Here is a 12,664-nt window from a genome sequence, read left to right as displayed (position 1 = left end):
GAGTAGCTTTGAGGCGAGCGAAATTTACGCCGATGGCAGACGCGACGGACGACTAGACAGCATCGCGGCGATGATTATTTTAAAGCGGTATTTGGGGCTTTGAGACAGTTTGGCGCGCGGTAAAACGGCGGCAAATTTGAGTTTTGCGCTAGGGCTACGCCTGGGGGCGTCTTGGCCGATCGTTGCTAGTGCGGAGGTTGAGTAAAATTTGAGCTTATTTTACGACCCCGCAGTAAATTTGACCTAGATTTTGCGTAAAATTTAAAAGCGGCTTGAGCGGCGGATTTATGAGTCAAATTTGACCGCACGGACTCGGATAAAAAACTCCTCCAAGCCTAGCTAGGCGTCGCTGCCGGCTATAGCTCCGTATCCGCTCACTCGAAAACCGCATTTGCTCCGCCGTGCTAAATCTATGCTCGCCGTTTTTCATGACGGTAAGAGTTGCGCCGGCCCTGTTTGCAAACTCGCAAATCGTTTCAAAAGATGTTAGATTGTCGTTTCGCCGTATAAAATATGCGTCGGCACCGTCCAGAAGGCAGGATGTTCTCTGACGTAGCAGAGGTGTTTGCGCGAAAGTTTTTCTCCAAATTTTGTGCTCAGTTCGCCCTTATCTCGCAGCTCCTCCTCGCTCGCGTTTGCCTGCGATATCATGTTTAGGATCAAGATAGTGGAGATAAAATAGGCCTTCTCGTGTGTATGTCCTGCAAGGCGTGCATAGCAAAAACGTGCCGATACCGTTTGCTACGATCGTTACGGATTTGCGGCTTTTAAGGATAGACTCAAAATAAGGTGCAAATTTTTCTTTCGCCTCCCGCGGCGTGCGCGCTTCGTAATCAAATTCTCACAATCAAATTTAAACGCGTCGCTATCTGCAAAAAGCCGTTTGTAGCGGGCCGCTTCTGCCGCGCTTCCGTTTTTTCCGTGTATGTATATGGCTATATCTTTTACTTTTTGCGTCGGTTAAGCGGCTAAAATAAAAGCGCTTTGACGCCGCAACTAGTTAAATTTGAGCAGCCCGTCCTCGTCAAATTTAAAACAGGGCCCCCAAGCCGCCTCCCGTTAGTATCCGTTAGGATCGGCAAAATAGCGTTATATCCGCTCCAAAACGTATCTTGGGGCTCCTTGACGATGGCGTGGCCCACCTTTTTTGCTAGCTCTATGACGCTACCCACATCCTCTTTGTTTTTTACGTTGCAAGTTAGCGCGATACCGCCAAGTCCGCTGCCTCCGGGCGGATCGTTTTCGCTGGTATCTCGCCACCGGCGCGTCAAAAAAAAGGGAGAGCAGAGCTCAAATTTAGCCACGGGAGTTAAAGGTATACCTGCGGGTAGTCGTCTTTATAGTCCGTCTTGTAACCCAGGCCGTCTCTGTAAAATTTCAGCGCCCTTTGCATGCTTTGCGTGCCTAGGCGGATGCAGGTTATTTTATTTATTTTAGCCTCCTTTATTTGGACTTATTTATCGTTTTGGCGGTAGCGGTTTTGTGCCAAATTTTACGCTGTCAAACGAAGCAGGGCGGTTTAAAAATGCGAGTAAAATTTCAAAAAGCTAAATTTTATCCCCGTTTTGCGTCTTAGATTCGTAAGCTTCGTTTAAGACGCGCACGAGCATATCCGGCAAATATGGCTGCGGCAGCGACAGGGCGCGTATTTTTGGATTTAGGTTTGTCTGCGCGCTTGTATTTTTAAGCACGACAAGAGCGATTTTTTTCTCTGCTATGTCGTTTTGTAGCGACTCGTCTATACTTTGCAATAAGCTCTCGTCGATAAAAACGACATCCGGGCGAAAAATCATATCTCGCACGTGGCGTTTTACGACGTCCCATTCGCGGCATGGTTTGACGTCGATACCGATAAAATCGAGATCCTTTTTCAATGCGTAAAAGGCGCTAGCGTCCGGATGAGCTATGAGGGCGATGAAATTTTTGGGATTTTTTATTTTTATATTTTTTACGGCGTCAAGCTTTCGGCTTGATATTTTGAGCGATATTTCGGTGCTTATGCGAACCGCGTTTCCAAACTCAAACCATATATCAGAGCCGTTTTTACGGGCGAGAGCTTGCGCTAGTCGGTAAAATTTACGGCTTTTTTTCGACATATTTATATGTATGGCGCAGGGGTTTTTATTTACGAAGAAATTGGTCTTGGATGTCGCGCTGATCGTAAATTTGACGTTATCTTTATAGTAATTCGAGAGCAAAAATTTTATCGTTACGGTCGAGTCCGAGACGCTTTTTAAAAATATCTGCGCTAGCGCGTCTATAAGCTTAGTTAGGGCGTCTATATCCGCATAAAATATGCGCGGATACGCAATGTCGTAATCAAAAATCACTCGGTTGCGATTTTTTGCCGCATCTTCGTTTAGCGACGAGACTAGAAATACCAAACCTCCCGCGATATCGATTTTGCAAGGGTTTTTATCGGAGTTTTGCGGTTCGTACGTTTTTTGCAAAGGGGCAAATTTGATGAAATTTCGCTTTTGCCTACGCGTCCTAGCGTATAAAAAATATCCGACGCATAGCGCGGCATAAAAGGCGAGCGAGATCAAAAATGCGCCTAAAAAGCTCATCGTCGCCCCTTTAAATAACCAGCATCGCGTCGCCGTAGGAGTAAAATTTGTACTTTTGCTCCACGGCGGTTTTGTAAATCCGCATAGTCTGACTAAGTCCGACAAAGCTAGTTACTAGCATGATTAGCGTTGATTTTGGTAGATGAAAATTCGTAAGCAGGTAGTTTTGGCGGATGGGTTTGTTGTTTAAATTTAAAAACAATTTGCACTCGCCGCTAGACTTGCCGCTTCTAGCAAACTCCTCCACGCAGCGCGTCACCGTTGTGCCTACGCCCAGGATCGGTTTGTTTGAAGCGATCAAATTTTGCGTATCTAGCGGGATATCGTAAAACTCCGCGTGCATCTTGTGCTGCGTGATATCCTCGCTCTCCACGCCCTTAAATGTCCCTGCGCCCACGTGCAGCGTGAGGTAGGCTATCTCGCGGTCTTTGGCTAGGCGTGCAATCATCTCGTTGCTAAAGTGCAAGCTCGCCGTCGGAGCCGCCACCGCGCCCTCGTTTTTGGCAAACACGCTTTGATACCAGCTTTCATCATCCTCGGTGTCGCTTCGTTTGATGTAAGGCGGCAGAGGCACGTGACCGATGCGAGATAAGACTCTATAAAGCGCGGCCGCGTCCAAATACTCGCCGTTTTGGCTAAATTTGACCGTGCGAGAGCCATCCTCAAAGAGCTCGCAGACCTCGGCGGTTAAATTTCGGTCGAAATTTAAAACGCTGCCCGCGCGGACCTTGCCTTTTATGTAGACGCTAAATTTACCGTCCGCAAGCGGAGAGTTTAGTAAAAGCTCCGTCTCGCCGCCGCTATCTTTTTTGCCGTAAATTCTAGCTTTTACCACCTTTGTATCGTTAAAAATAATATCGCAAGGCGGTAAAATTTCGGGCAAATCGCCGAATTTTAGATGAGAGATTTTTTCGCTAGCTCGCTCGTAGACTAGTAGCCTGGCGTCCTCTTTGGGAAAGGTCGGGAAATTTGCGATTAGCTCCGGCGGTAGCTCGTAGTCGTAGGCGTCAAGCGAGTTTGGATTTAGAATTTGACTCATTTGGCTAGCCTACTTTGTTTCATGGTTATTCGTCCTCTTTTTCTTCGTCGGTTTCTTGCTCAGGCTCTTCGGTTTTAGCCGGATTTATGCGGGCGGCTATAAAGATAGAAAGCCCGTAAAGACCGATGAGAGGCACAGCCATCAAAAACTGGCTGAGGATATCAGGAGGCGTCATGATCGCGGCAAATATAAAAATCACTACGATAGCGTAGCGGAAGGAGTTTTTAAGCATCTTATCATCGACTAGGCCGAGTTTAGCAAGGAAAAAGGTAATAACTGGAAGCTCGAAAGCTAGCCCGAAAGCTATGAGGAGCTTGGTGAAAAAGCCGACATATTCGCCTATGCTAGGTAGCGCCGTAAATAGCTGCCCGCCGAAGGTAACGAGAAACTCAAAGCCGATAGGTATCACGACGTAGTAGCAAAACGCCGCGCCGACTAAAAACATAAAAGTAGCCGAAATAACAAACGGAATAACGTGTTTTTTTTCGTTATCGTAAAGACCGGGCGCGACAAAGAGCCATAGCTGCCAAAATATCACCGGTAGCGCGAGTATCAAACCCGCAAAAAACGCCACTTGCATCGCGGTAAAAAACGGCTCTTGTACCTGCGTAAAGATGATGTTGCTGCCTGCTGGCAGGACTTTAGATAGCGGAGCTGTCATCGCGGCTAGCAGCGGTTTCCAAAAGCTAAAGCACGCGATAAACATCGCTACGACCGATAAAACGCTGATAAAAAGCCTTTTTCTTAGTTCTACTAAATGCGGTTTTAGCTCTTCAAACATCACGCCTCTTTTTTCTCGTTATCGCCTAGAACGGCGTTTTTGACGGCTTCACCAGGGTTTTTGACTGCTTCGACGCTCTTTTTTACGTCGTTTAGGCCGTCCGTGACGCCGCTAGCGACGTCGTTTACGCCCTTTTTGAGCTCGTCAAGCTCCTCAAAGGTAAGCTTTTTTCGCACCGTTTCGGTGGTTTTTGCGATGCTTTCTTTGTATTTTTTCGCGTCCTCTTTGAGTTCTTGGATTTTTATCTCTTGATCAAAGCTGCTTTTTGCGTCATTGACCGTTTTTTTGACGGTTTTAAAAAATTTCGCTATCTCTACCATCGCGCTAGGAAGCTTATCGGGCCCCAAAAATAGCACCGCTACGACGGCTATGACGATGATCTCGGGTAAGCTCATGCCAAACATTTTTTTATCCTAAATTTTATTTTAAAGCGCTCATTTTATCGTTTTTTATCTCAAATTCGCATAAATCAGCCCGCGATAAATAAAGAAATTTCATCCGCGGTGAGGAAATTTTCGGCGTAATATCGCCCGTTTTTAAATTTTAATTTTCCGCTCTTTTTTAGTAGCGACGCTCTTTGCTCTTGCTGGGCGTTTAGGCTGTTTTGCTCGATACCCGCGATACTTCTAGCGCCTAAAAATATCCGCTCTAAATTTAGCTCGTCCGCGCTTAAATTTTCGGTTTTTTTAGCATGCGGATTTTTTACGTAGGCGTTTAAATTTGAAGCATTATAAAAGCGATGGTCTCGCCAAAACCCGACCGCGTAAGCGCCGACGGCAAGGTAATTTTTGCCCTGCCAGTAGCCGAGGTTATGCTTGCAAATTTGACCGAAATTTGAGATTTCGTATTGTTTTAGGCCGATTTCTTCGATGCGGTCTATCATAAATTTAGCCAGCCTCGGGCTATCTTTTGCGTAGCTTATTTTGCCGGCAAAGGGGGTATTTTCCTCAAGCGTTAGCGAATACGCCGAGACGTGCGAAACGCCTAGATTTCGGACGTTTTGAGCCTCTTGCTCGAGGCGTTTTTTGGTATCTAGCTTCGTGCCGTAAATGAGGTCTACGTTGATGTTTTCTAGCCCTGCGGTCTTGGCGCTTGCGACTGCTTCGTAGATTTGCCTTGCGTCGTGGATGCGCCCAAGAAATTTAAGCTTATCTTCAAAAAAGCTTTGAGCGCCGAAGCTTACGCGATTTACGCCGTATGATTTCATCTGCGATAGCCACGCTAGGCTTGCCGAGTTTGGATTTGCCTCCGTCGTGATCTCGGCGTTTGCCGCTAGATATGGCGCGACCGTCTCAAATAATCGCTCGTAGTAGCCACCGTCCACGGCGCTTGGCGTCCCTCCGCCGATGAAAATCGTCTCGATCTCGCCGTTTTTTACGTCAAATTTTAAAATTTGCTCCCTAAAATCAGCAATCATCGCGTCAAAATACGCGCTCGTTAAATTTCGTTTGCCCACCACCGAGCCAAAGGCGCAGTATGGGCATTTGCTCTCGCAAAAAGGGATGTGGACGTAAAGAAGCATTTTGGCCTTTGTTTTTACCGTATTTTAGCAGATTTTACGGCTTTATCGCGCGGCGTTTGATATTTTGCTTTTGTGCCGCTTGCGTGCTGGTTTGCGGTAAATTTGGGCCGGATTTAGGCGCAAAACCGACTCTGGCAAGCTATTTGACGCTTTTAAATTTTAAAATTTACCGCCGTTTTTGCCGCCCGTTAAATTTAAAAAATCGCGCCGATACGTTTAAATTTTATTTTAATTTAACGTCCGCAAAGCCCCGCAAGAGCGTTAAATTTACGTATAAAATTTCTTTTGTTTTAAAATTTGCGTCGGCAAAACGCCGAATTTTTCTCTAAAAATCTTTGCAAAATGCGGAGCGCTGGCGTATCCGACGATTTTTGCGGCTTCGCTTACGCAGACGTCTCCGCGCTCTAAAAGTTTTTTCGCCGCGTTTAGCCGCTCGGTCGCTAACAGCCCGTAGATCGTATCGCCAAAGTAGCTTTTAAAGCCCGTTTTTAGTTTAAATTCATTCGTCGCGCACGCTCTGGCTAGCTCTTTTATGCTGGGCGGATTTTGGACGTCGCTTAGTAAAATTTGCCTTGCTTTATTTAAAATTTTTACGTATTCGTCGCTAAAATCGCGCTTTTTTTCATCGGCTTCGGGTATTTTGGGCGCGCCTAGGCTTTTATAGATTAGTTCTAAAATTTTAGCTTCCATAAAGATTTCGCGCATCTTACCCTCAAACTCGCTCGCGGCTAAAAGCTCTCGTAAAATCAGGCTTTGGGCTAAATTTGTCTTAGCCGTTTGGATGCAGATTTCGTTTTCTTCTCCTAAATTTTTAAATGCCGCTAGCTCGCCGGCTAACTCGTTTTTTAGCACGATACATCGCCCGGCGTAGCTGCTGCTTTGATACTCGCAAATGCCCTCAAATCCGCTATCTACGCGTCCCGTCCAAAACTCTCCGGCCTTTAGGCAAAAAGTTTTTTTACCCGCTTTAAGCCCGGCGTCCCCTCTTGCGTCGTTAAAGAGCAAAAAGCAGTAGCCAGTGCTCCTTTCAAGCCGTCTTTTTACGCTTTTGTTGCAGATTATTTCGCTCCTGCAGTAGCTTGCTCCGCTTGCGCCTTTAAAAAACTCGACCTTGCATTTTCTATCTTGCTCTTGCCACGCGCTTTGTCCGTAGCGCGCCGAATTTTGCGCGATTTCTTGCTCGTTTGCTCGTAAAATATCTTTAAATTCGACCTTCATTCGCTTTTATCCTTTTAGCGTTGATAAAAATCCCTCTACCGTTTGCCTAAGTATTGATAATAATTATCTGATTATAGTAAAATAGGGTTTAAATTTAAATAAGGAGTTTAAAGATGAAAAGTATGCCTAAAATTTCTATGCTAGCTTGCTTGGCGCTATCTTGCGCGCAGGCGGCCGATGAAGTAAAACTAAACGAAGTTACCGTAACTAGCGCGACGGGTTTTGAGCAAAATATCAAAGACGCGCCCGCCTCCGTTTCGGTAATCTCGCAAAAAGAGATAGCCAGGCGCAATCACCAAGATATAGAAAGCGTCGTAAAAGACGCTCCGGGCGTGTTCGGCGCGACGCTGGGGGCGGCTAGCAGACGCGGTATCACGATGAGAGGCCTTGGGCAAAAATACACTAAAATTTTAATAGACGGTCGTCCTGCGACCAGCGATAGCGCGTATAGAGGGCTTCGCGCGGTCGGTAGCTCTCAAAATTTCCTCCCGCCGGCAAACACGATCGAGCGTATAGAAATCGTGCGAGGGCCGATGAGCTCTCTATACGGCTCGGATGCGATGGGAGGCGTCATAAACATCATCACTAAGGGCTTTTCAAACGAATTTAGCGGAAACGTAAACAGCTACTATACGCTTGCGGGCAAAAGCGGGATAAACGACGACTATCAAACCGGCTTTTACGTAAATGGCGCAGTGATCCCGGACGTGCTAGGCATCGCGCTTTACGGGCGGTATTTTCATAAATTCGAAGACGAGCGAGTCTTTACGAACCGCAAAAACGAGGACGTAAATTTCGGCGCGAAAATCATGTATAACGCCACCGAAAACGACGAAATAGCGCTGGATCTGCGCCGCGTAGTAAATAAATACGAGCGCACCGAAGGCAAGACGCTAAGAAGGGCTACCGGCGATAATACGAGCGTCGCGTTTGAAAAGATGAGCGGATATACCGCCTCGCTCTCGCATACGGGCAAATACGATAAACTGCTGCTTGAAAGCTTTTTAACGCACGATAATATGAAAGAAAGCGGTCAGCAAGACCTCACGCTAAAAACGACGACGCTAAATACCAAGGGAACGTATTTTTTTGATAACAACACGCTAAGTCTGGGGGCTGAATACAGAAGAGAAAGGCTAAACGAAAAGGCAACGACGGCCGACGCCGCAAACGTAAAGAGATATGATTTTTCGCTCTACGGCGAGGACGATTTTGACGTGACCGACGCGCTCACGCTAACTGCGGGCCTAAGGTATAATCACGACAAAGACTACGGCGGACACGTATCTCCGCGCGGATATGCCGTGTATCATCTAAGCGAAAATTTATCGCTAAAAGGCGGCGTATCGGCAGGCTACTCGACGCCTGATATCAAGATGCGAACCGACGGGCTTGCTCTGCCTTTTGCCGGCGGTATGGGAGCTCAGCTGGGCAAACGCGACCTAAAACCCGAATCCAGCCTAAACTACGAGGCTGGCGTCGCGTACGGGGACGAGAGCATTAACGTCTCGGCGATGGCGTTTTATACGCGGATAAAAGACGGTCTAGGCACGAAACCCGTTTGCGTCGCGCGCCCGGGCGTTGCTTGCGTGCATAACGGCAAGACCTATAGGCGCGGCGTCTGGGAGAGCGTAAATATCGGCAAAGCCGAAGTAAAAGGCGTTGAGCTCGCCTCAGACTGGCAGATTTTATCAAATTTAGCCCTGCACTCAAGCTACGTTTATACTAAATCAAAGCAAAAATCGGGCGCGTACGAGGGCAAATCTCTAAACAATCTACCCGTACATACCGTAAAAATAGGGCTTGACTACGATATGACGCCCGATCTAAATTTCTGGACGCAGATGAACTATCTAGGCAAAACCAGGGCCGTTTACGGCCTACCGGGTGACGAGGAGATAAAGGATTATACGCTATTTGACGCGGGCGCAAGCTACAAGCTAACTAAAAACGCGAGCGTAAATTTTAGCGTTTATAATATCTTTAACGAATACGTAACGACGAAATCGGGACGCTATGAAATTTTAATCGCCGACGGGGTTAAATATAGACTCGGATTTAACGTAAATTTTTAAATTTAGCCGTATTTAAGCGGAGCGGCGCGTAGCGATCGCCGCCCTGCTACCGATTTTTAAAATTCGAGTTTAAATTTAAGGAGAAAGATGCCGTTTTTAAAGAAAAAGAAATTTTGGTTTAACGTCCATTTGATTTTAAGCCTAGCCTGTATTGTGCCGCTGCTTATCGTCGCTCTTAGCGGCGCGGTCATATCCTATCACGACGAGATTATAGACCTTGCAAACTCACAAAAAACTTTCGTCGAGCAAGGCGAAAAAGAGCTTAGCGCGAGAGAAATTTTAGATATTTTTAAAGCTAAGGAAGCTAATTTTACGCTTAGCTACTACAAGATAAACTCGGACGCAAATCACGCTCTAGGCGTATCCGGCACGAATACTAAAGGCGAGTTTAAGTCGTATTTTATAAATCAATACACGGGCGAGATAGCGGGCGAAAATTTCGGCGATAAATTTATCGGACTAATGTTAAATTTACATACTAACTTAGGCCTTGGGCTTAGCGAAAACGAGACGCTAAGGCTTATAGGCAAGCATATCGTTGCGGTTTGTTCTATCGCTTTGGTTATCTTGGTTATATCTGGATTGATAATTTATTACCCTAGTTTTAAAACTAAATTTATGCGCGCGTTTACTCTAAAAATCAAGGCCAAAGGCTATGCATTTTTATACAGCCTGCACGGATTTGCGGGCGTTTATCTTTTTTTATAATTGGCTTTTATGAGCGTTACGGGGAAATACTGGTAGAAAGACTGGGCGGCAAAACTCGTAAATAATGCGCTTGGCGAAAAAGAAATTTTTAGAAAAAAGAGCTTTACGCAGGTGAGGGGATTTTCACTGGAGGACGAGGCTAAGATAGCGAATTTAGAGGCCGCGATAGATATTTTTAAACGAGATAGAGGCGATTATGAGCTTTTTAACGTCATCACGCAAGAAGACGGCGAAAATTTTATGATATTTTACTTTGATAAAGGGTTAGAAGAGGACGATAAAGTAAATACGATGACGATAAACGCCGCTAAGGGGCAAATTATCAGACATGCGAGGTTTGACGACGCCAAAAGCTCGATGCCAAGGCCCTTTGCGATTCACAAAGCGGTTTTGAGCTTGCATTCGGGATATTTTTTGGGCGCGGTCGGTAAATTTATATTTTGTTTAGCTTCGGCGTCGGTTCTATTTTTCGTTATAAGCGGTTTTTGGATGAGCTTAAAACGGCTCAAAAGATAAATTTGATAAAATCGCTCGAAAAAACCGAAAAAGGCTAAATATGCGAGTGATTTTGGATGGATTTGACGGCTCTTTTTTGCCGATTTTGCAAAGCTTTAAGGCCGTGATGCCGGGCCTTCGTATAACAGGCATCGAGGAGCTCGGACAAAGCGCCAATGAAGCGCCGAGCAAAGACGAGGGTAGCGCGGACGCTATCAACGTAAGCGAGCTTTTTACGCGCCAAGACGAACGGGACGAGCTTTTGCCCGACGGATCTTTGTTTTTGCGGGACGATAAATTTAACGAGAGCGGCGAATCTACGGCGGTTAAATTTGACGAAAATTCTAAATTTGAAAATGCGCGTCAGGCGATTGACGATGCCGAATTTGAGCCGAATTTAGCGGCTAAGAGCAAGCAAAAAACCGCTTTTGCGCAGGAGCAAATTTTACAAGATAGGCCACTTGTCGCGCCGTATCAAGAGAGAAGCCGCGAGGAAAAGGCTATCTTGCAAACAGGTTCTTTAAGCAAAGCGCCAAAAACCGCGGTTCTAGCTAGGGGCGCGCAAACTACCGCTAAGCAAGAAGCTTCCGCGTTTGGCGGAGCTACTCAAACGGCCCCATTTGGCAAAGCGGCTACCTCAAACGATGCCGTAAAAGCGGCTGTTTCTGACGACTCGGCGCAGGCTGCGTTGTTTGATTTTAACGAGCCTGGGCAAAATTTGACGCCGCGCGCCGAGACCAAAGCTGCGCTTGAGCGCAAAAAACACGAAAGCGCGAGTCTGTTTACCGACGAAGAGGTGCGGGCGATATTGGAGCTAAAATAGTGGCTCAAATTTAGCCGTCAAGGCGGTGAAATTTGACGGATAATCAAGTAAAATGCGCAAATTTTACCGCGCCGCAATGTGCCGTAAGAAGTAAAATTCGTAGTTTAAAAATTTAAATAAAAATTTTAAGCCTAAGCGCCAAATTTTTCCGCTAGTCTCGCGATATTTAGCTATATCTTAACTATTTTTCGTTAAAATCCGCAATTAAAAATTCTCGGAAAAAATATGGAAAAAAAATATAGACCAAACGTCGCGGCGGTCATACTCGCGCCCTCTTATCCGTTTGATTGTAGGATATTTATCGCGCAAAGGTGCGATATGACGGGTATCTGGCAGTTCCCGCAGGGCGGCATAGACGAGGGCGAGACGCCGCAAGAAGCTCTAAAAAGAGAGCTAAAAGAGGAGATAGGCACGGATGAAATAGACGTGCTTAGCGAGTATCCGCAGTGGCTTAGCTACGACTTCCCAGAGGGCACGACGAGTAGGAAATTTTATAATTTCGACGGGCAGACGCAAAAATATTTTCTAGTGCGGCTGCGCCCTAGCGCGAAGATAAATATAAATACCAAAAAACCCGAATTTAACGAGTATAGATTTATAAACTCAAGTGAGGTTTTAGGCGACGTAAACCACTTCAAAAAGCCGATTTATAGCAAGGTTATCGGCTACTTTAAAGAGAAAGGATTTATCTAATGTTAATCGTCCAAAAATACGGCGGCACGAGCGTAGGGACGCTTGAGAGGATAGAAAACGTCGCCGCTAGAGCGATAGAGGCTAAAAAAAGCGGCGCGGACGTCGTAGTCGTGGTCTCGGCTATGAGCGGCGTGACTAATCAGCTGGTGGAGTACGCCGAGCATTATACGAAGGCTCCCGACGGAGTGGCGATGGATATGCTGCTTAGCTCAGGCGAGCGCGTTACTTGCGCGCTTTTAACGATAGCGCTGATAAATTTAGGCTATCCCGCAGTTGGTCTGAGCGGTAGGCTAGCGGGCATCATAACAGATAGCGTGCATACCAAGGCTAGGATCGAGGCGATAGATACTAAGCGTATGAAGGAAGAGCTAAAGGCGGGCAAGATCGTCGTCGTAGCTGGCTTTCAGGGTATAGACGAAAAGGGCGACGCGACTACTCTGGGACGAGGCGGTAGCGACCTTAGCGCAGTGGCGATCGCAGGCGCGCTAAATGCGGATCTTTGCGAGATTTACACCGACGTAGACGGAGTTTATACAACCGATCCTCGCATCGAGCCAAAGGCTAAAAAGCTAGATAAAATCAGCTACGACGAGATGCTAGAGCTTGCCAGCCTAGGTGCAAAGGTGCTGCAAAACCGCTCAGTCGAGCTAGCTAAAAAGCTAAACGTAAATTTAGTCACCAGAAGCAGCTTTAATCACAACGAAGGAACACTAATAACAAAGGAAGAGAGTATGGAAGCAGTG

General features: G+C 46.4%; 13 protein-coding genes and 1 pseudogene. 7 read left to right on the top strand and 7 right to left on the bottom strand.

The window, feature by feature from the left end; genetic code table 11:
- Positions 1 to 103, top strand: a pseudogene (locus RYL88_RS07725) (Holliday junction resolvase RuvX); the annotation flags it as partial.
- Between the two features lie 865 nt (positions 104 to 968).
- Here RYL88_RS07725 and RYL88_RS07720 read toward each other — a convergent pair.
- The 7 genes from RYL88_RS07720 to RYL88_RS07690 form a co-directional block, all read right to left on the bottom strand.
- Positions 969 to 1,304: a hypothetical protein gene (locus RYL88_RS07720; protein WP_314990330.1), complete on the bottom strand. Its 336-nt coding sequence runs from the start codon at positions 1,302 to 1,304 to the stop codon at positions 969 to 971.
- Between the two features lie 243 nt (positions 1,305 to 1,547).
- Positions 1,548 to 2,567, bottom strand: coding sequence for a hypothetical protein (locus tag RYL88_RS07715; protein WP_314990329.1), 1,020 nt, complete (start codon positions 2,565 to 2,567; stop codon positions 1,548 to 1,550).
- Positions 2,568 to 2,577: 10 nt separating this feature from the next.
- The gene (gene queA, locus RYL88_RS07710; RefSeq protein ID WP_314990328.1) at positions 2,578 to 3,606 is read right to left on the bottom strand and encodes a tRNA preQ1(34) S-adenosylmethionine ribosyltransferase-isomerase QueA; all 1,029 of its coding nucleotides are present in this window, start codon (positions 3,604 to 3,606) and stop codon (positions 2,578 to 2,580) included.
- Positions 3,607 to 3,631: 25 nt separating this feature from the next.
- A complete protein-coding gene (gene tatC, locus RYL88_RS07705) occupies positions 3,632 to 4,387 on the bottom strand; it encodes a twin-arginine translocase subunit TatC (protein WP_314990326.1) in 756 nt (251 codons plus the stop codon).
- Complete coding sequence (tatB, locus tag RYL88_RS07700) at positions 4,387 to 4,791, bottom strand: Sec-independent protein translocase protein TatB (protein WP_314398280.1); 405 nt, start codon at positions 4,789 to 4,791, stop codon at positions 4,387 to 4,389. Before tatB ends, tatC begins: the two co-directional genes overlap by 1 nt.
- A gap of 65 nt (positions 4,792 to 4,856) precedes the next feature.
- The gene (hemW, locus tag RYL88_RS07695; RefSeq protein WP_314990323.1) at positions 4,857 to 5,909 is read right to left on the bottom strand and encodes a radical SAM family heme chaperone HemW; all 1,053 of its coding nucleotides are present in this window, start codon (positions 5,907 to 5,909) and stop codon (positions 4,857 to 4,859) included.
- A gap of 267 nt (positions 5,910 to 6,176) precedes the next feature.
- Entirely contained in the window at positions 6,177 to 7,127 is a 951-nt protein-coding gene (locus RYL88_RS07690) for an AraC family transcriptional regulator (RefSeq protein ID WP_314990321.1), read from the bottom strand.
- A gap of 113 nt (positions 7,128 to 7,240) precedes the next feature.
- Here RYL88_RS07690 and RYL88_RS07685 point away from each other — a divergent pair, with 113 nt between their 5' ends.
- The 6 genes from RYL88_RS07685 to RYL88_RS07660 all read left to right on the top strand — a co-directional run.
- Positions 7,241 to 9,202 carry a TonB-dependent receptor gene (locus RYL88_RS07685; RefSeq protein WP_314990319.1) on the top strand — a complete coding sequence of 654 codons (1,962 nt, stop codon included), beginning with the start codon at positions 7,241 to 7,243 and terminating at the stop codon, positions 9,200 to 9,202.
- An 87-nt stretch (positions 9,203 to 9,289) separates the two neighbouring features.
- Positions 9,290 to 9,910: a PepSY-associated TM helix domain-containing protein gene (locus RYL88_RS07680; RefSeq protein WP_314990317.1), complete on the top strand. Its 621-nt coding sequence runs from the start codon at positions 9,290 to 9,292 to the stop codon at positions 9,908 to 9,910.
- Between the two features lie 111 nt (positions 9,911 to 10,021).
- On the top strand, positions 10,022 to 10,426 hold the full coding sequence (locus RYL88_RS07675; RefSeq protein WP_314990316.1) for a PepSY-associated TM helix domain-containing protein: 405 nt from the start codon (positions 10,022 to 10,024) through the stop codon (positions 10,424 to 10,426).
- Positions 10,427 to 10,466: 40 nt separating this feature from the next.
- The gene (locus RYL88_RS07670) at positions 10,467 to 11,228 is read left to right on the top strand and encodes a hypothetical protein (protein ID WP_314990314.1); all 762 of its coding nucleotides are present in this window, start codon (positions 10,467 to 10,469) and stop codon (positions 11,226 to 11,228) included.
- Between the two features lie 225 nt (positions 11,229 to 11,453).
- Entirely contained in the window at positions 11,454 to 11,921 is a 468-nt protein-coding gene (locus tag RYL88_RS07665) for an RNA pyrophosphohydrolase (RefSeq protein ID WP_314990312.1), read from the top strand.
- Positions 11,921 to 12,664: aspartate kinase (locus RYL88_RS07660; protein WP_314990310.1), on the top strand; the 744-nt coding region annotated here is incomplete at its 3' end. The genes RYL88_RS07665 and RYL88_RS07660, both read left to right, overlap by 1 nt.

It is taken from the genome of uncultured Campylobacter sp., from assembly GCF_963517995.1.
In the GTDB taxonomy this organism is placed as follows: domain Bacteria; phylum Campylobacterota; class Campylobacteria; order Campylobacterales; family Campylobacteraceae; genus Campylobacter_A.
Note: the sequence above shows the minus strand (reverse complement) of the source record. Positions and strands in the feature narration are given on the sequence as shown.